This is a genomic window from Martelella mediterranea DSM 17316, from assembly GCF_002043005.1.
GTDB classification, from domain to species: Bacteria; Pseudomonadota; Alphaproteobacteria; order Rhizobiales; family Rhizobiaceae; genus Martelella; species Martelella mediterranea.
In genome coordinates this window covers 202,182-220,515 of record NZ_CP020332.1, presented here as the reverse complement: position 1 = coordinate 220,515, position 18,334 = coordinate 202,182, and the positions used below count along the sequence as shown (strand labels likewise).

Sequence of the window (18,334 nt, the reverse complement as noted above, 5' to 3'; positions counted from 1 at the left end):
GCGTCAACTGCGGAATGCGAGAACCTTCAACCAGCGACCTGGTAATGCCGCACTGGATGGCGGACCATTGCATCGATATCGATGCCGTCGAGGATCCAGTGCAATTGTTCGCTCGTCAGCCGCACCACCATATCCTCGCGCCGGGGCCAGCGGAACTTGTCCTCGCTCAGCTGCTTCAGCACAAGTACGAAGCCGGACCGGTCGAAGAACAACAACTTCATCCGGTCGCGACGGCGATTGCAGAACGCAAACACCCCAGAGGCAAAGGGATCCAGTCCCATCGTTTCCTGAACCCGCACCGCAAGGCTTTTGATCCCGGCCCGGAAGTCGATCGGCTCGCGGTGCAGGTAGACAGACACGTCAGCGGCCAGTCTGAACATCACACAAGGCTCCGATTATCGCCGACAACGCATTCGCATCATCAAAATCAAACGTCAGCTTCACTCCGTTCGGCAGTGTCGCGCTCACCTTGGCTGGAGAGGGCAAAGACCCCGTTCTCTCCAATTTCGTCAACCGCTGTTCACCACGCGTGGGACGCACTTCCATCATCGGCCTGCTCGGCAGCGGCGGATTGCTATCCACGGCCAAAACCGGGACAAATGCCGGCGTTGAAGATGACAGCACAGTCTTGGTCTCCTGGCCTGCCTTGATCCATTTCCTCAGCAGGTTTGCATTGATCCCGTGTTCAAGCGCGAGTCGCGATACCGACACGCCGGGCTCAAGGCAGGCCGCAACAAGACGCGCTTTCGATGCCGGATCGTACCAACGCCGACCGTCACGACCCACCAGCCTCACATTCAGCTTCTGTTCTTCTTCCATGAAATGGTGTCCACCTATCTTTGGTGGACACCTCATGCATCACTGCGATCAACGGCAAAAGGTGCGGAGAAATTCGCGCTTACGTTTGTCATGCCTCTTCATCGCCAATCAAGCTCCAAGTTCCGTTAACTTTACGATGCCGTCTGATGTTGACCTGCCGGGCTTGTGGCGTCGAACCGCTAGCCTGGTTGCGCCATGTACTCACCGAATTGCCGCAGCGCGTCGGCGACGCCGACATTAACGATTTGCTGCCATTCAACTTCCCGAAAATAGCCACCGCCTGATCGCATCCGACGCTCTCCCATTCAAACGCGGCCCGCCATAGCGCCGACGTCAACGTGCAGCGAAATGAGCGCTTACGGCTGTCAAAGCTTCTCAGCCGAGTAATTCGAGGCGTCCAGTTGACAATCGCATCGATCACGCCATCCGTGCAGAAACACCGGTTAAAATCGCAGCACACCTCACTACAGACGGCCGCACTTTCCAACGATCAGCGACAAAAAAGTCCGGCGGCACATCACGTGCCGCCGGTCCTGTCTTTCTTCAAATTGGCCAGAGCAGTCACCTTTTGGCGACGCCCCCTTCCGCGCCTAGAACTGGGCGCGGATCGACAGGGAAACCTGACCGCCGGAAACATCGTCGCCAACCGGGAAATCGGCGCGCAGCTGGCTCGAAATCTGGCGCATGTTGCCGATTGCAGGCGTCAGATAGTTAAAGCCGATGCTGATTTCGCCATAGCTGTCGACGGTCGATGCCGTGACCGGGGTGCGGATGCCCGCCGACGAGACATAATAGGCCGTCGGGTCATCGGCGAAGTTGTTGTAGTAGGTCCCCGCCAGGAAGGGTTCGATCGTGCCCTTGTTATCATCGAGCACGAACGACGCCGAGGCGGCAAGGCCGAGTGAACCGACAAGCGTATCCATATCGTCGAACGCGATGCTGGCCGGAGAGCCGCTGGCCACCTGCAGATCGTCCTTGAAGCTGCTGTTCGAATAGGACAGCCCGATCGACGGCATCACCGAGAAACGGTCAATGTCGAAGCTGTAGCCCATATAGCCCGCAGCGGTGTACTGATCGGCATCGAAACCGTCCTGATCGAACACCGATGTCGACAGCCCGGAGGCCATGCGCATCTGGTTGATGTCATAGGAGGTCCGGCCATAGGTCGTGCGCAGTTCGGCGATGAACGGTCCGGCGAAATAGGACGCATAGCCGCCGAAATAGTGCTGATCGAACGTGCTCAGACCGCTATAGCCGATACCGCCAACCATTTCGCTGGAGCTGACCGTGCCGGAGCTGATGCCGCCCAGAAGTCCGAAATTGACCTGACCGCCATTCTGGCCGAGATCAAAACAGCCATAGTCGATCCCGATTTCGACGCCGCCATATTTGGTATCGGAATTGGTCTTGGCCGACGTCGAGCCATCCGAAGATGCCGTCGATGCGGTCTCCAGCGTACCGCCATTCATGCGGGTGTAGCTGCCCGGACCGCAGCCTTTCTGCGCACCGTCGACCTGCGTGACATAGCTGTCGTCAAACCGGTTTGTGGTGATCCCGGTAAAGGCCTGGGTGGCATAGATCCCGCCCAGCGTGCCGCTGATCGGCACCATGTCGAGCGACGTGGCCAGAATGACCGCATTGTCGGTCTTCTTCACACTGTTGACGATCAACGGGTTGGCGGTGTTGCCGAGGCCGTAGATGTCGCCAATCTGCGCCGAATAGGTCCCGTCAGCCGAGATCAGCGTGCGCTCATCCGGCGTATCGAGATAGTTCAGACCATAAAGCGACAAGTCATAATTGTCGCCGGTGAAATTGCCAGTGACGTGGATCTGATCGGTGGTCGTGTCGGCATAGGTGCCGAGCGCGATCCGGCCGCCGCGCGTGATGTTGCCGTCGACAGTCAGCGTCGTTGCCGAGGCGCCGGGCGATTTCAGTGCATTGGTGTCGGTATTATAGTTCGAGGCATTGAGTATGCCGTTGTTTTCGATGTCGATGCCCGACACCGTGTAACCGCCCCAAGCCGTGAACGTGCCCTGATTGTCCAGCGTGCCATTGCCTGCAAGATCGCCGGTCAGAACGAATGTATCGTCCAGCGCGCTGTTGTTGACGATCATGCCGTTGATCGTGCCGGTAATCGCCGCCATGCCGTTATTCACAAGGCCGCCATTCAGCGTTCCGTTGGTAATGAACAGGCCATCATTCGTCGTCAGACCATCGATCTGGCCGCTATTGGTCAAAACACCATTGCTGCCGATATCGGCCGTTCCGCCGATGAAACCGGTATTGTCTGCCGCACCGCCCGAGATGGCGACAGCGCCGCTGACGTCACCGTCATTCTGGAAGAAACCGGCGGTATTGGTCACCGAGGCGAGCGTGCCGCCAGCCATGTTGATGGCGTTGCCGCTGTTGGTCAAAGCACCCGCGGTTCCGCCGCTCTGATTGATAAAGCCAAAGCCGAAGCTTCTGCCGGGGCCGCCTGCGACAAAGGAACTGTTGACCACATCGGCAAGCGTGCCGCTATTGGTCACCACGCCGTCATCGCTGACCGTGGTCAGACCGTCGACCGTGCCGGTGTTGTCGGCCGTGCCGCCCGATACATCCATCGTGCCGGTGACCAGACCGGCATTGGTGAACGCGCCCGCCGTGTTCACGACGGAGGCAAGCGTGCCGCCCGCTTCGTTCAGCGCATTACCGCTGTTCGTCAGCATGCCAGCAACGCCGCCATCCTCATTGATGAAGCCAAGACCGCTGCCCCCGGCGGAGGAACTGTTGGTCACATCGGCAAGCACACCGCTATTGGTGACGACGCCGTCATTGCTGATCGTCGTAAGACCACCGACCGTGCCGTCATTCAGCAGGCCATTGCCATTATTGTTGACGAAACCGCCATTGACGACAAGCGCGCCGTCAATGCTGCCGCTATTGGTGAAGGTTCCGGCCTCATTGGTCGCTGTCCCGATGGACCCGCCGATGAGGTTCACAGCCGAGCCGTGATTGACGAGTTCTTCCGTGCGGCCAAAGCTGCCATTGGTAAAGCCGTTGGAGTTGACAGCTCCTTCGGAATAATTGACCACCTTGCCGAAATTGGCGCCGGAGATCAGGCCATTGGTTACGTCGCCATCATAGATCGTGGTAAGGCCAACGACATCGCCACCCGCCTCATTGGCGACAAAACCGCCTGTGACGTCGAGCGTGCTCTCCAGCGTTCCGGTATTGGCAAGCACGGCGCCGGAAACCGTTGCCGCGCCTGTGACCGTTCCGGTGTTGGTGGCAAGGCCGCCCGAAACGTCAAGCGTGTTATCGATCGTGCCGATATTGGTGAACGCCCCGTTGCTGACCGAGGTGGCGCCATTGACCAGGCCCGCATTCGTGGCAACGCCGCCGGAAACATCAAGCGTATTGTCAACCGTGCCGAGACTGGTGAATACACCGCCGCTGACCGACGTCGCACCTTCCAGCAAACCGCTTGCGGTATTGGTGAAAATGCCGCCGGAAACGGATGTGGCACCGGAAACGGTTCCCCTATTGGTCACGATCCCGCCGGAGACGCCGAGCGTATTGTCAATCAGACCGTTATTGGTGAAGACCGTCAGGGTTCCCGAAACAGTGGTCGCCCCGTTGATCGTGCCATTATTGGTGGTGATGCCGCCGGAGATATCGGTCGCGCCGTCCAGCACGCCGTCACTGTTATTGGTGACCACGCCGCCGGAGATCGAGGTCGTGCCGGTCACCGTGCCGGAGTTGGTGAAGACGCCGCCGGTGTTGGAAAGCGTGCCGACCGTGCCGCCGTTCTCATTCACGGCAATGCCGGAATTGGTGAGGCCGCCAATCGTGCCGCCATCGGCATTGGTAAAGCCGGGAACCAGTAGCAGACCGACCGAAGAATTCGTCACCATGCCGGTGACCGAACCATTATTGGTGACCATGCCGCCGGTAATGCCCAGCGTGTTGTCGATCGTCCCGTTATTGGTGAACAGGGTCAGCGTGCCGGATACGGTGGTCGCCCCGCTGATCGTGCCGTCATTCGTGGTGATGCCGCCGGAGATATCGGTTGCGCCGTCCAGAATGCCGTCACTGTTATTGGTCACCAAACCGCCGGAAATCGAGGTCGTGCCCGTCACCGTGCCGGAGTTGGTGAAGACGCCGCCGGTGTTGGAAAGCGTGCCGATGGTGCCGCCGTTCTCATTCACGGCAATGCCGGAATTGGTGAGGCCGCCGATCGTGCCGCCATCCGCATTGGTGAAGCCGGGGATCAGAATCGCGCCAACAGATGAATTGGTCACCATGCCGGTGACCGAACCATTATTGGTGACCATGCCCCCGCTAATGTCCAGCGTGTTGTCGATCGTCCCGTTATTGGTAAACAGGGTCACCGTGCCGGAGACTGTCGTCGCCCCGTTGATCGTGCCGTCATTCGTAGTGACGCCGCCGGATATATCGGTCGCGCCGTCCAGCACGCCATCGCTGTTATTGGTGACCAAACCGCCGGAAATCGAGGTCGTGCCTGTCACCGTGCCGGAATTGGTAAAGCTGCCGCCGGTGTTGGAAAGCGTGCCGATTGTGCCGCCGCTCTCATTCACGGCAATGCCGGAATTGGTGAGGCCGCCGATCGTGCCGCCATCGGCATTGGTAAAGCCGGGGATCAGAATCGCGCCAACAGATGAATTGGTCACCATGCCGGTGACCGAACCATTATTGGTGACCATGCCGCCGGTAATGCCCAGCGTATTGTCGATCGTTCCGTCATTGGTGAACAGGGTCAGCGTTCCCGAAACGGTCGTCGCGCCTTCAAAGACGCCATCGCTGTTATTGGTCACCACGCCGCCGGAAATCGAGGCCGCATCGGTTATCGTACCGGAATTGGTGAAGCTGCCGCCGGTATTGGAGAGCGTGCCGATCGTGCCGCCGTTCTCATTCTCCGCAATGCCGGAATTGGTAAGCCCGCCGATCGTGCCGCCATTGGCATTGGTGAAGCCGGAGATAAGAATCGCGCCAACAGACGAATTGGTCACCATGCCGGTGACCGAACCATTATTGGTGACTATGCCGCCGGTAATGCCCAGCGTGTTGTCGATCGTGCCGTTATTGGTGAACAGCGTCGCCGCGCCGGAGACCGTCGTCGCGCCATTAATCGTACCGTCATTGGTGGAGATGCCACCGGAGATACCGGTTGCGCCGTTCAGGATGCCGCTGCTGTTGTTGGTGAAAACGCCACCATCAACCAGCGTGGTGCCCGCCACGGTGCCCGAATTGGTAAAACCGCCAAGGCTTTCCACCGTTACGGAACCGGTGATCGTTCCACTATTGCCTACGCTGCCCAAACTGCCTGCGGTTACCGCACCATTGAAGGCGCCGCCGCTGTTGATTGTGACCGTCCCCGATGTGACCGTCATGGAATCAGCGGTGAGGGCACCGCCGTTACGGATGGTCAAAGCACCCGCGTTTTCAACCGTAACCGTTTGAACCGTATGGCTCTGATCAAGCCAGGGCGACCCTGATAAGGAGAAACCAATAGTCGCGTTATCGCCAGCACCCGGAACAGTATTTCCGCTCCAGTTCGATCCCGTCACAAAGTTTTGATTGCCGCTGAAAGACAGCCCCTTCCAGTCCCGATCAGCGGAAAAGGAGGGGGCTGACGCCAGGGCAACCATGCCAAGAGCGAGAACGCCAGAAAGCGCGGTCTGATTCGCCAGATTTCTTTTACGGTTAAAAAAACCTGCAGTTGAGCCGCTTTTACCGCGCACAGATCGAGCCATTCATCCCTCCTTTAGCTTTCACTTGAGTTCGCCTTAGCTAAATTTTTTATGATTGTATATATGCATGTATTAAACTTTCACTTTCATCTCGCCATTGAGGCGCACAAGCAACACGGGTGGGAAAGCAGATCGTGCAAAAACACACCGTGCGCCCTTCACCGCAGACGGCATCGTAAAGTTAACGGAACTTGGAGCTTGATTGGCGATGAAGAGGCATGACAAACCGTAATCCTCTTTATCGCCGTCACCGTTTTCCTGCTGAAATCATCGCCCACGCGGTGTGGCTCTATTTCCGGTTTCCGCTCAGCCTACGGATGGTCGAGGATTTGTTGGCGGCGCGTGGCATCATTGTCTCGCATCAGACCATTCGTCTGTGGGCGGAGAAATTTGGCCGTACTTTCGCCAATGAGATCCGTCGTCGGTCATCCGGCCGGCTTGGCGACAAGTGGCACCTTGATGAGGTCGTTATCTCGATCCGGGGCAAGAAGCATTGGCTATGGCGCGCCGTGGATCAGGACGGTTTCGTCCTGGAGGTTCTGGTGCAAAGCCGCCGCGATGCCAAGGCGGCCAAGCGCCTGATGCGCAAGCTTTTGAAAGGCCAGGGACGATCGCCGCGCGTGATGATCACCGACAAGCTTCGCTCCTATGGCGCGGCAAAGCAGGAAATCATGCCCGGCGTCGAGCACCGCTCTCATAAGGGCCTGAACAATCGGGCTGAGAATTCCCACCAGCCAGTCCGACGGCGAGAGCGGATCATGAAGCGCTTCAAGTCAAAGCGGCATCTGCAACGCTTCGTTTCCATCCATGATCCAATTGCCAACCTCTTCCATATCCCGCGCTACGACATCCCCTCCAACCATCATCGCCAACTGCGCGCAGCGGCGATGAACCTGTGGGCGAAGATCGCTCGAGCATGAGCGGCCGCAGATACACAGCATCTCCGCTTGTTTCGTCACCGTTAAGTTTACGATGCCCATATAATCCTTGCGCTCTTGCTGTTTAGAGGCTGCCTCAAAAAGAGGTGGGTGATTTCAACAGGTTATGATTCCTTCGGATTTGCAAAGATTCGATGGAGCACACGATGGTCTGGACCGAAATCACCCGTCGGCAATATGCCCTGCGAACTGGACGCTACGCAAGCGATATGTCGGATCGGGAATGGGCTCTGGTTGAGCCTTTTCTACCAATGCCGCGCCGTCTTGGACGCCCGCGGATCACGGATTTGCGTGAGGTCGTCAACGCTCTGCTTTACATCGCCACGATTGGCTGCCAATGGCGGATGCTGCCGAAGGACTTTCCCCCTTGTTCGACCGTCCAGCGATATTTTTACGAGTGGAGGGCACTGGGGATTTGGGGGCGCATCAACCATCATCTGGTGATGGAGGCGCGTGAACTGGAGGGCAAGGAGGCAAGCCCGACAGCGGGTGTGATCGACAGCCAAAGCGTGAAGACCACGGAAAGCGGCGGTATCCGGGGCTATGACGCGGGCAAGAAGATCAAGGGCCGCAAGCGCCACGTCATCGTCGACACGCTCGGCCTGATGGTCGGCCTCATGGTGCACAGCGCTGATATCCAGGATCGTGACGGCGCTCCCGATCTCCTGAAATCCATCCGCCACAGATGGCCATGGTTACTGCATGTCTTTGCCGATGGTGGCTATGCGGGCGACAAGCTGAAGCGGCGGCTGAAAAAGATTGGGCGCTGGACGGTGGAAATCATCAAGCGCTCCGACAAGGCCAAAGGCTTCGAAGCTCTGCCCCGCCGATGGGTGGTCGAGCGCACCTTCGCATGGCTCGGCAGATGCCGCAGATTGGCAAAGGACGTCGAAAAATCCATCGCATCAGCCGAGGCGTGGATCATGATCGCCCACATTCGCCTTATCACCAGGCGTCTGGCAAGGTATTGCTATTATTGAGGACTTTTCGACTCAGACTCTGAGTGTCTGTCCCAGAATGGCGCTGACGTCGCGGGGTTGAGTGAAGGGCGGCAATCAGATTCTTTGTATTTTACGACAAATACGGAGATATCGAATGGCTTGGACACCCTTCACCCGCCGTCACCATGACAGAAGCCGCCTGCGCTACGCAAGTGACCTGACGGATCGGGAATGGAGCATGATCACGCCTTTTATGCCATCGCAGCCGTTGCGCAGCCGCAGACGCAGGACTTCGCTTCGCGCCGTGATCAACGCCATTTTCTACCTGCTGCAATCGGGTTGCCAATGGGCTTTGCTGCCACACGACTTTCCGCCGAAGAGCACAGTCCATCACTATTTCAAACGGTTCTGCCGGGACGGAACATGGCGACGTATTCATGACGCACTCTATTGCCGGACCCGGCGTTTGGAGGGGCGCGAGGAACAGCCGTCGTTTGCCATCATTGACAGCCAGTCGGTGAAGACTGGCCCGGATGCCCGCCGCGATGTCGGTTATGATGCAGGCAAGAAGGTCAAGGGCCGCAAGCGGCACATTCTGGTCGATACGCTCGGCATGCTTCTCAAGGCAGAGGTTCACTCGGCAGGCATTCAGGATCGCGACGGAGCAGCGCTCGTGTTCAACAAAATCGCCAATCGTTTTCCCTTCATCGAAAAAATCTGCGGTGATGACGGCTATCAAGGCCAAAGGGTCGAAGAGGCAAGCCCGAGACCGATGGAAATCGTCAAGCGCAACCAAGCAGGCTTTCAGGTTCTGCCGAAACGCTGGATTGTCGAACGAACATTGGCCTGGCTCGGGATAAACCGCCGCTTGGCAAAGGATTTCGAGCGGTTCTCTGCAACAAGCCTCGCCTTCATTCAAACCGCTATGATCAAGCTCATGACAAGGCGGCTCGCTCGATATCCGCTTTCTTGAACAGACTCTGAATCTTTCTGGCTCCTTTGTCCAGACATTGCAGATGTATTCATAGGGTGTGAGCCCCCTGAGCGTTTTGAGACGTCGGGCGAAATTATATGCGGCGACGAAATTGTCGATATGACTTCGGAGCTGTTCGTGGTTGTCGTAGTGGCACCGTTTGACCGTGGCTTCCTTGATCGTCCGGTTCATTCGCTCAACTTGTCCGTTCGTCCAGGGATGTTTGGGCTTGGTTAGCCGGTGCTCGATACCGTGTCGCCAGCATGCCCGGTCGAAAGGGTGGCCCCGGAACCGCGCGGTGGGGCCATTTCGGTTCAAGTGCCGGGCGGTGGCCGACAGCTTGGAGGAAGCAGGCGAGCGGCTCTTCACCTTCACCAGGCTCGACCAGTCGCAATGGAAATCGGCCCGGACGACAAATGCCATAGAAAGGCTGAACGAGGAATTCCGCCGCCGGATCAAGACCCAGACCGTGCTTCCCTGCGCCGAGACCGTGCCGATGCTGCTTTGGGCGCTCTTGGCCTCCGGCCAGATCCAAATGCGCAAAGTCGACGGGTGGGAGACCCTCTCTCAGCCCATCGAGCCGATCGCCCTTGACCTCGCCGCCTGATCGGATGCACCTTCACATGCCCGCAGAACGCCGCCACGGAATTTCCACAGCATTCGCGACACGACCCTAGCAAATGGGCGCTCGCGGTGCTGATGCACACATTTTCCGCACCCAACCAACGCCCCCTTTGATGCGACGAGGCACATGAACAATATCGACGAAAAGCTACGACCGATCCTTGCCGAAGTGGCGAGGCGCAATGCCGGCGAGCCGGAATTTCACCAGGCCGTGCACGAGGTGATGGAAAGCCTCGGGCGCGTTGTGGCAAAGCACCCTGATTATCTCGAACAAGCGCTCATTGAACGGATCTGCGAACCCGAGCGTCAGATTATCTTTCGCATCCCTTGGGTTGACGACCAAGGGAATGTCCAGATCAATCGAGGATTTCGCGTCCAGTTCAACTCGTCCCTCGGTCCCTACAAGGGCGGGATGCGCTTTCACCCGTCTGTCAATCTGGGGATCATCAAGTTCCTCGGCTTCGAGCAGACCTTCAAGAATGCCCTGTCCGGCCTGCCGATCGGTGGCGGAAAGGGTGGAACGGATTTCGACCCCAAGAACAAATCCGATGGCGAAATCATGCGCTTTTGCCAATCCCTCATGATCGAACTGCACCGCCACCTAGGCGAGCAGACGGATGTGCCAGCCGGCGATATCGGTGTCGGCGGGCGTGAAATCGGATATATGTTCGGGCAATACAAGCGGCTGACGAACCGTTATGAATCGGGTGTGTTCACCGGCAAGGACATCGCCTACGGAGGATCCCGCGCCAGGACCGAGGCGACTGGTTTCGGCAATACCTATTTCACCAAGGCCATGCTTGAAACGCGCCAGACCGATTTCGACGGCAAGCGCGTCGTGGTGTCGGGTGCGGGCAATGTCGCCATTCATACCATCGAAAAGGTCCAGTCCTTTGGCGGCACGGTCATCGCCTGTTCGGATTCAAGCGGCTACATCATAGACGAGGCCGGGATTGACCTTGCCCTGCTTCAGGAGGTCAAATCCGTGCGCCGCGAGCGAATTTCGGAATATGCCCGGTTGCGCGGGAACGGAGTCCGTTTTGTTCCTGTCGGAAAAGGTTCTGTCTGGGATCTTCCCTGTGACGTGGCAATGCCCTCGGCTACCCAGAATGAGCTGACGGGCAAGGACGCGAAAACACTGGTCAAGAACGGGGTTCTGGCGGTCGGCGAAGGTGCGAACATGCCTTGCACCCCCGAGGCGATCCGCATCCTGCGCGAGGCCGGTATCCTGTTCGGGCCCGGCAAGGCTGCGAACGCTGGGGGCGTTGCAACGTCGGCACTGGAAATGCAGCAGAACGCCAGCCGTGATCGCTGGAGCTTTGAGCAGACCGAGCAACGGTTGGCACAGATCATGAAAAGCATCCACGACAGATGTGCCGAAACCGCCGATGAATATGGCGCTCCGGGTGACTATGTCCTGGGCGCGAACATCGCCGGTTTCGTGCGGGTTGCAAAAGCCATGCGGATGCTGGGAGTGATCTGAGCCGATCCCCACATCATCGAAAGACGAGGGCGATCTCTTCCTGGCATCGTAAACTTAACGGTGACGAAACAAGCGGAGATGCTGTGTATCTGCGGCCGCTCATGCTCGAGCGATCTTCGCCCACAGGTTCATCGCCGCTGCGCGCAGTTGGCGATGATGGTTGGAGGGGATGTCGTAGCGCGGGATATGGAAGGGCACCGTAAACTTAACACCCGATAGGCTCTGGTTTGCCCGGTTGCTCGACTTGTCGACTAAATCCGAGCGATTTCCGCCCATATGCTCATGGCTGAGGCGCGCAGTTCGCGATGGTGGCTGGTGGAAATGTCGTGGCGAGGGATGTGGAAGAGGTTGGCGATCGGATCGTGAATGGAAACGAAGCGTTGGAGATGTCGCTTTGACTTGAAGCGCTTCATGATCCGCTCTCGCCGTCGGACTGGCTGGTGGGAATTCTCCGCCCGATTGTTCAGGCCCTTATGCGAGCGGTGCTCGACGCCGTGCATGATTTTCTGCTTTGCGGCTGCATAGGAGCGAAGCTTGTCGGTGACCATCACGCGCGGCGATCGTCCCTGGCCTTTCAAAAGCTTGCGCATCAGGCGCTTGGCCGCCTTGGTGTCGCGGCGGCTTTGCACCAGGACCTCCAGGACGAAACCGTCCTGATCCACGGCGCGCCATAGCCAATGCTTCTTGCCCCGGATCGAGATAACGGCCTCATCTAGGTGCCACTTATCACCAAGCCGCCCGGATGACCGGCGACGGATCTCGTTGGCGAAGGTCCGGCCAAACTTCTCCGCCCACAGTCTGACGGTCTGATGCGAGACAATGATGCCACGCGCCGCCAACAAATCCTCTACCATCCGCAGGCTCAGGGGAAAGCGGAAATAGAGCCACACCGCATGGGCGATGATTTCGGGTGGAAAACGATGGCGGCGGTAAAGAGGATCTCGGTCAGTCATGGCCGAGCATCCCACATTCAGGTCCAAGCTTCGTTAAGTTGACGATGCCCGTCGATGATCTGTACCTCGCCTTCGGGCATTGTCTTGGAAAGCGCCGCCCAGCCGTTCAGCAGCAACATCGAATGTTCGGCGTATCCCGATTCCTGCACGATGGTCTGACCCTTCGCGGCCCGGAGTTTAGCCTGTTTCGGACGCAGTGCGGTATAGGCATCGACAACCGAGGACCGTGGGATACTCCGATAGGCTTTCTGTAAAGGTCCGCTGATCTGCATGATGAGTTCTCCCCATGGCGGGCACTATGGAACGGTTGCGAACGTGTCTGGGTGACGGTTTGCCTTCGCCTCAACAGCCTGCACCGTCCCACGATCCATACCGGCAGGCCGGAGCCGCCGGGCTGTCTTGTCCGTGGGCCATCTTCTTTTCACCTCGGCTCCGTCGCCGAACGAGATAATGCGGCGCTTATCTACTCTCGCCGAGCCGCCCGGTCAGGTCAAGCTGAAGCTCCTGCCCGCTGCTGTGAAGGCTTCAGAAACATGGGTTTGACCATATGAGTTGCTCTTGTTCTGGCCTCTAATGAATGCTGCGATCGATCTACCGCGCAACGAGTCTCATTTTGCGTGTAAGCATCCGAGAATGTACGAACCCCGATTTCAAACGTAAATCGGCATTAGTTTTGTGAAGTTCGAGATATAAAGGCGACATGTCGCATTGTCACAATCTTTCCACCCGCTAAAATGCTAAGGAGCGATTACATGCATATGTCGGGGTGGAATCTCACGCCGAAATGGGGGATGGCAGAGTGCGGACAGGTTTGGGTAAATGGGTTGCGATCGTCGTCCTGGCAGCCGTTGCGGCCGGCGGTTATGCCGCATGGCGCAATCTCAACGGCAACGCTCTTCCTGAAGGCATTGCCAGCGGGAACGGCCGTATAGAGGCGACGGAAATCGATATCTCCGCCAAGACGGCCGGGCGAATCAGCGAGATTTTCGTCAATGAGGGCGATTTCATTCAGGCCGGCGAGAAACTGGTGCAGATGGACACCAGGCAGCTGGAGGCGCAAAAACGCGAGGCCGAGGCCAAGCTGCGCAGCGCCCGCACCGGCGTGGACGCCGCCAATGCGACGATAGAACAGGCGAAGGCTGAAAAGCGGGCCGCCGAAGCCGTCGTCGAACAGCGCAAGGCCGTACTCAATTCCGCCGAGGCCACTTTCGCGCGCTTCCAGAAGCTGGTCCAGACAAATGTCACTTCCAGGCAGGCGCTCGAGGATGCCGAGGCGAAGGCGCTGCAGGCGAAGGCCACCGTTGCCGCGGGCGAGGCCTCATCCGCCGCTGCGAGCGCGGCCGTCAGCACCGCCGAAGCGCAGCTAACCAAGGCGGAAGCGGCGATCGATGCCGCGGAGGCGAGCATAGACTATATCCAGTCGATCATTGACGACAGCACACTGACTGCGCCGCGGCCCGGGCGTGTGCAGTATCTCGTCGCCCAGCCGGGCGAGATCGTTGCCGCCGGCGGTCGTATTCTCAACATTGTCGACCTGACCGACGTCTATATGAACTTCTTCCTGCCGACCGAACAGGCGGGCCGGACGGCAATCGGCGCGGAGACCCGGCTGGTGCTCGATGCCGCGCCGCAATTCACCATCCCCGCCAGCATTTCCTATGTTTCCGACGTCGCCCAATTCACGCCGAAGACCGTCGAGACGGAGGTGGAGCGCCAGAAGCTGATGTTCAGGGTCAAGGCCCGCATCGACCCGGCTCTGTTGCGCGAGCATATCGACCTCGTCAAGACCGGCCTGCCCGGCGTCGCCTATGTGCGCTATGACCCCAATGCCGCCTGGCCCGACGCGCTTGAAGGAAATCTCGCCCAATGAATGCCGCGGATGAGCAGGGTGGCGCCGGCGCAGTCGCTCGCCTCGAAGGCGTCAGCCTGCTTTATCGCAAGACGACGGCGCTGAACGACATATCGCTTGATATTCCCGCCGGCTGCATGGCCGGTCTCATCGGCCCGGACGGCGTCGGCAAGTCAAGCCTGCTGTCGCTGATTGCCGGCGCGCGCAAGGTGCAGACCGGCGCTGTCAGCGTGCTTGGCGGCGACATCTCCGATGACGGGCACCGCCGCGCCGTCTGCCCGCGCATCGCCTATATGCCGCAGGGGCTCGGCCGCAATCTCTACGCCACGCTGTCGGTCTACGAGAATATCGATTTCTTCGGCCGTCTTTTCGGCCATGCCCATGCGGAGCGCCGGCGGCGCATCGAAAACCTGATGAAAAGTACGGGGCTGCTGCCCTTTGCCGACAGGCCGGCCGGCAAGCTCTCGGGCGGCATGAAACAGAAGCTCGGGCTTTGCTGCGCGCTGATCCACGACCCCGATCTTCTGGTTCTCGACGAACCGACGACCGGCGTCGATCCACTGTCCAGACGGCAGTTCTGGAGCCTGATCGACGATATCCGCGCCGCGCACCCCGGCATGAGCGTTATCGTCGCAACCGCCTATATGGAGGAGGCCGCGCGCTTCGACTGGCTGGCTGCGATGAATGACGGCAATGTTCTTGCCACCGGCAGCCCGGCCGAGCTTTTGAGCGCGACCGCCACCGACAATCTCGACGACGCTTTCGTGGCGCTGCTGCCGGAAGCGATCCGCGGCGACCGGAAGGCGCTGGATATTACCCCGCGCGAGGAGGGTGATGCCGGCGATTTTGCCATCGAGGCCGAGCATCTGAGCAAGCGTTTCGGCGATTTCACCGCCGTCGACGATGTCAGCTTCCGCATTCGCCGGGGCGAGATTTTCGGCTTTCTCGGCTCGAATGGCTGCGGCAAGACCACGACCATGAAAATGCTGACCGGGCTTCTGGATGTGAGCGGCGGCACGGCAAAGCTGTTCGGCCAGCCGGTCGATCCCGGCAATCTCGATGTGCGCCGGCGGGTCGGCTATATGTCCCAGGCCTTCTCGCTCTATACCGAGCTGACCGTGCGGCAGAACCTTTATTTGCACGCACGGCTTTACCGGCTGCCGGCGGAGACGATCGAACCGCGCGTTGCCGAAATGATCGCGCGGTTCGATCTCGCCGACGTTGCCGACAGCCTGCCGGAGGCGCTGCCGCTCGGCATCCGCCAGCGCCTGTCGCTGGCGGTCGCGATGATCCACGGGCCGGATATCCTGATCCTGGACGAACCGACCTCCGGGGTTGACCCGCTGGCCCGCGATGATTTCTGGCGCATGCTGATCGCGCTTTCGCGCAACGACAATGTCACGATTTTCGTCTCCACCCATTTCATGAACGAGGCGGCGCGCTGCGATCGGATTTCGCTGATGCATGCCGGCCGGGTGCTGGCGAGCGACCGCCCGGCCGGCATCATCGAGGCAAGCGGAAAAGCAACGCTCGAAGAGGCCTTCATCAGCCATCTGGAAGCGGTTACGGACGAGGCGCAGGAGGCTGAAGAGCCCGCGATCGCCGAAGATGCCGAAAAGGACGACACCGACGGGCGTGCCGCCGAAAGGGCGCTGAAACACCGTTTCGACTTTCGCCGGATGATGGCCTATTCCTGGCGCGAGGCGCTGGAACTGCGTCGCGACCCGATCCGCGCCACCATGGCGATCATCGGCAGCGTCATTCTGCTGCTGGTGATCGGCTACGGCATCAATCTCGATATCGAAAACCTCAGCTATGCCACGCTTGACCGCGATCAGACCGTAACGAGCAGGGACCTGACGCTCGATATCTCCGGATCGCGCTATTTCGATGAGAAAGCCCCGCTCGTCGATTATGCCGATATGGACAGGCGCATGCGTGACGGGGAAATCAGTTTCGCCATTGAAATCCCGCCGCATTTCGCCGCCGATCTGGCGCGCGGGCGCGATGTCGAAGTCGGTGTCTGGCTGGACGGCTCGATGCCGCAGCGCGCATCGTCGGCCAGAGGCTATATTCAGGGCGTCTATGCCACGTGGCTTACCCGCAAGATCGAGGAGGTCTACGGGGCGGGGGCGGCTGATCCGGCCTATTCGGTCGCCGCGCGCTATCGCTACAACCCGGATATCCGCAGCCTCGTCGCCATGGCGCCGGCGGTCATTCCGCTGCTGCTGCTGCTCATTCCCGCCATTCTCACCACGCTTTCCGTGGTGCGGGAAAAGGAGCTGGGCTCGATCGTCAATTTTTATGTCACGCCGACGACGAGGCTGGAATTCCTGATTGGCAAGCAGCTGCCCTATATCGTGCTTGCCATGTTCAATTTCGCCCTGCTGCTGGCAACCTCGCTGATGGTGTTTCAGGTGCCCTTTACCGGCAGCATGCTTGCCTTTTCGCTGGCGGCCCTGCTGTTCGTCACCATTTCAACCGGCATGGGCCTGCTGGTGTCGACCTTTACCAGCAGTCAGATCGCAGCCCTTTTCGCCACCGCTCTTCTTACGCTCATTCCGGCAATCCAGTATTCCGGCCTCATCGATCCGGTCAGCGCGCTTCAGGGGTTCGGCGCCATGATCGGCGAGGTCTATCCGGCTACCTATTTCGTGACGATATCGCGCGGAACCTTCACCAAGGCGCTCGGCCTTGCCGATCTGCAGGCTGCTTTCGTGCCTCTTCTCATCGCCATTCCGGTTCTGACGATCGCCAGCACGCTTCTGCTCGGCAAGCAGGCGAGGTAGGTCATGCGGTTTTCCAATATCCTCCAGCTCGGCATCAAGGAATTACGGGGGCTTGGCCGCGACACGCTGATGATCATTCTGATCGTCTATGCCTTTTCGCTGTCCATCTACATGGAGTCCTCGGCGATGCCGGAAACGCTTAACCGCGCGGCGATAGCGGTTGTCGATGAGGATCGCTCGGCGCTGTCGCAACGCATTGTCGATGCCTTCTATCCTCCCTATTTCATCGAGCCTGAAATTATTACCACCGCCGAGATGGACGCCCGGCTGGATACCGGAACATCGACCTTCGTGCTCGATATACCGACGGATTTCGAACGGGATGTGCTCGCCGGGCGAAAACCGGAGCTGCAGCTCAATATCGACGCCACGCGCATGACACAGGCCTTTACCGGCAACACCTACATCCAGCAGATCATCGACAATACCGTCAGCGAATATCTTAACCGTGCTCCAGGCGGCAGCAAAATTCCGGTCTCTCTCGATATCCGCGCCAGCTACAATCCGCAGCTCAGCCAGATGTGGTTCGGCTCGATCATCAACATCATCACCAGCATCACCATGCTGTCGATGATCCTTTCCGGCGCGGCGCTGATCCGCGAGCGCGAGCATGGCACGATCGAACACCTTCTGGTCATGCCGGTCACGGCGCTTGAAATCGTGGTCAGCAAGATCTGGTCGATCGGCCTCGTCGTCCTCGTTGCCTCGACGCTTTCCCTCGTGATCGTGGTTGAAGGCATTCTCGGCGTGCCCGTCAACGGCTCCATGCCGCTGTTCATGGCCGGCAGCGCGTTGATGTTGTTCGCGATGTGCTCGCTCGGCATTTTCCTGGCGACGATTGCGGGCTCGATGCCGCAGTTCGGCCTGCTGCTGATGCTGGTGCTGCTGCCGCTGCAGGTGCTTTCCGGCGGTCTGACGCCGCGCGAAAGCATGCCGCAATTCATTCAGGACATCATGCTGCTGGCGCCCAATACCCATTACGTGACGCTGTCGCAGGCCATCCTGTTTCGCGGCGCGGGGTTTGATGTCGTCTGGCCGCAATTCGTCTGGCTGGCCGTCCTCGGGCTGGCGCTCTTTACCATCGCGCTGCGCCGTTTCCGCGGGTTCCTGCGATAAGTGCCGTAGTCGTTGTTCATTGTCGTTTCCGAAGACACGATCAACGACATTTTCCTCGCCTTTATGGATGGCCCGCCTTGCCGCCAGCGTCCGTTT

12 protein-coding genes and 3 pseudogenes are annotated in these 18,334 nt (G+C 59.2%); 9 read left to right on the top strand and 6 right to left on the bottom strand.

All coding sequences use genetic code 11. The annotated features are described in order from the left end of the window. Positions 1-26: 26 nt before the first annotated feature. Together tnpB and tnpA are read right to left on the bottom strand one after the other, a co-directional pair. Positions 27-380, bottom strand: a complete 354-nt coding sequence (tnpB, locus tag Mame_RS25500) for an IS66 family insertion sequence element accessory protein TnpB (protein WP_018065755.1) — start codon at positions 378-380, stop codon at positions 27-29. Continuing rightward, on the bottom strand, positions 361-819 hold the full coding sequence (tnpA, locus tag Mame_RS25495; protein WP_018065756.1) for an IS66-like element accessory protein TnpA: 459 nt from the start codon (positions 817-819) through the stop codon (positions 361-363). The genes tnpB and tnpA overlap by 20 nt, the downstream gene beginning before the upstream one ends. A gap of 143 nt (positions 820-962) precedes the next feature. On the opposite strand from tnpA, the pseudogene Mame_RS25490 reads away from it, so the two are divergent. Continuing rightward, positions 963-1,103: pseudogene (locus Mame_RS25490) on the top strand (transposase domain-containing protein); the annotation flags it as partial. A 306-nt stretch (positions 1,104-1,409) separates the two neighbouring features. On the opposite strand, the gene Mame_RS25485 reads toward Mame_RS25490, so the two are convergent. Continuing rightward, the gene (locus Mame_RS25485; protein WP_155122308.1) at positions 1,410-6,212 is read right to left on the bottom strand and encodes a beta strand repeat-containing protein; all 4,803 of its coding nucleotides are present in this window, start codon (positions 6,210-6,212) and stop codon (positions 1,410-1,412) included. 578 nt (positions 6,213-6,790) lie between these two features. Between Mame_RS25485 and Mame_RS25480 the strand changes: the two genes are divergently transcribed. The 3 genes from Mame_RS25480 to Mame_RS25470 all read left to right on the top strand — a co-directional run bounded on the left by Mame_RS25480 (position 6,791) and on the right by Mame_RS25470 (position 9,424). After that, positions 6,791-7,492: an IS6 family transposase gene (locus tag Mame_RS25480; RefSeq protein WP_018065758.1), complete on the top strand. Its 702-nt coding sequence runs from the start codon at positions 6,791-6,793 to the stop codon at positions 7,490-7,492. A gap of 164 nt (positions 7,493-7,656) precedes the next feature. Further along, a complete protein-coding gene (locus tag Mame_RS25475; RefSeq protein WP_026173640.1) occupies positions 7,657-8,490 on the top strand; it encodes an IS5 family transposase in 834 nt (277 codons plus the stop codon). A gap of 115 nt (positions 8,491-8,605) precedes the next feature. Then, positions 8,606-9,424 carry an IS5 family transposase gene (locus tag Mame_RS25470; RefSeq protein ID WP_026173641.1) on the top strand — a complete coding sequence of 273 codons (819 nt, stop codon included), beginning with the start codon at positions 8,606-8,608 and terminating at the stop codon, positions 9,422-9,424. A 9-nt stretch (positions 9,425-9,433) separates the two neighbouring features. Here Mame_RS25470 and Mame_RS25465 read toward each other — a convergent pair. Continuing rightward, positions 9,434-9,706, bottom strand: a pseudogene (locus tag Mame_RS25465) (integrase core domain-containing protein); the annotation flags it as partial. Positions 9,707-9,731: 25 nt separating this feature from the next. Between Mame_RS25465 and Mame_RS25460 the strand changes: the two are divergent. Further along, a pseudogene (locus Mame_RS25460) lies at positions 9,732-10,031 on the top strand (transposase); the annotation flags it as partial. A 144-nt stretch (positions 10,032-10,175) separates the two neighbouring features. Then, positions 10,176-11,531 (top strand): NADP-specific glutamate dehydrogenase, encoded by a 1,356-nt coding sequence (gene gdhA / locus Mame_RS25455; RefSeq protein WP_018065762.1) that lies wholly within the window; start codon positions 10,176-10,178, stop codon positions 11,529-11,531. A gap of 251 nt (positions 11,532-11,782) precedes the next feature. Here gdhA and Mame_RS25450 read toward each other — a convergent pair whose 3' ends face one another. Both Mame_RS25450 and Mame_RS25445 read right to left on the bottom strand, forming a co-directional pair. After that, on the bottom strand, positions 11,783-12,484 hold the full coding sequence (locus Mame_RS25450) for an IS6 family transposase (protein ID WP_018065763.1): 702 nt from the start codon (positions 12,482-12,484) through the stop codon (positions 11,783-11,785). Positions 12,485-12,501: 17 nt separating this feature from the next. Continuing rightward, entirely contained in the window at positions 12,502-12,756 is a 255-nt protein-coding gene (locus Mame_RS25445; RefSeq protein ID WP_018065764.1) for a cyclic nucleotide-binding domain-containing protein, read from the bottom strand. Positions 12,757-13,283: 527 nt separating this feature from the next. On the opposite strand from Mame_RS25445, the gene Mame_RS25440 reads away from it, so the two are divergent. From Mame_RS25440 to Mame_RS25430, 3 genes are read left to right on the top strand one after another with little or no spacing between them, the layout of a single operon-like run. Further along, positions 13,284-14,354, top strand: coding sequence for an HlyD family secretion protein (locus Mame_RS25440; RefSeq protein WP_235726834.1), 1,071 nt, complete (start codon positions 13,284-13,286; stop codon positions 14,352-14,354). Continuing rightward, positions 14,351-17,122 (top strand): ribosome-associated ATPase/putative transporter RbbA, encoded by a 2,772-nt coding sequence (gene rbbA / locus Mame_RS25435; protein ID WP_018065766.1) that lies wholly within the window; start codon positions 14,351-14,353, stop codon positions 17,120-17,122. The genes Mame_RS25440 and rbbA overlap by 4 nt, the downstream gene beginning before the upstream one ends. Positions 17,123-17,125: 3 nt before the next feature. Continuing rightward, positions 17,126-18,238 carry an ABC transporter permease gene (locus Mame_RS25430; RefSeq protein WP_018065767.1) on the top strand — a complete coding sequence of 371 codons (1,113 nt, stop codon included), beginning with the start codon at positions 17,126-17,128 and terminating at the stop codon, positions 18,236-18,238. The last annotated feature ends 96 nt before the right edge of the window (positions 18,239-18,334 follow it).

Bases quoted from the DNA above. Each gene is read 5' to 3' on its own strand.
- tnpA (WP_018065756.1), bottom strand. From the start codon at position 819: ATGGAAGAAGAACAGAAGCTGAATGTGAGGCTGGTGGGTCGTGACGGT.
- Mame_RS25475 (WP_026173640.1), top strand. From the start codon at position 7,657: ATGGTCTGGACCGAAATCACCCGTCGGCAATATGCCCTGCGAACTGGA.
- Mame_RS25480 (WP_018065758.1), top strand. From the start codon at position 6,791: ATGACAAACCGTAATCCTCTTTATCGCCGTCACCGTTTTCCTGCTGAA.
- rbbA (WP_018065766.1), top strand. From the start codon at position 14,351: ATGAATGCCGCGGATGAGCAGGGTGGCGCCGGCGCAGTCGCTCGCCTC.
- Mame_RS25470 (WP_026173641.1), top strand. From the start codon at position 8,606: ATGGCTTGGACACCCTTCACCCGCCGTCACCATGACAGAAGCCGCCTG.
- gdhA (WP_018065762.1), top strand. From the start codon at position 10,176: ATGAACAATATCGACGAAAAGCTACGACCGATCCTTGCCGAAGTGGCG.
- Mame_RS25450 (WP_018065763.1), bottom strand. From the start codon at position 12,484: ATGACTGACCGAGATCCTCTTTACCGCCGCCATCGTTTTCCACCCGAA.
- tnpB (WP_018065755.1), bottom strand. From the start codon at position 380: ATGTTCAGACTGGCCGCTGACGTGTCTGTCTACCTGCACCGCGAGCCG.
- Mame_RS25430 (WP_018065767.1), top strand. From the start codon at position 17,126: ATGCGGTTTTCCAATATCCTCCAGCTCGGCATCAAGGAATTACGGGGG.
- Mame_RS25485 (WP_155122308.1), bottom strand. From the start codon at position 6,212: ATGACGGTCACATCGGGGACGGTCACAATCAACAGCGGCGGCGCCTTC.
- Mame_RS25445 (WP_018065764.1), bottom strand. From the start codon at position 12,756: ATGCAGATCAGCGGACCTTTACAGAAAGCCTATCGGAGTATCCCACGG.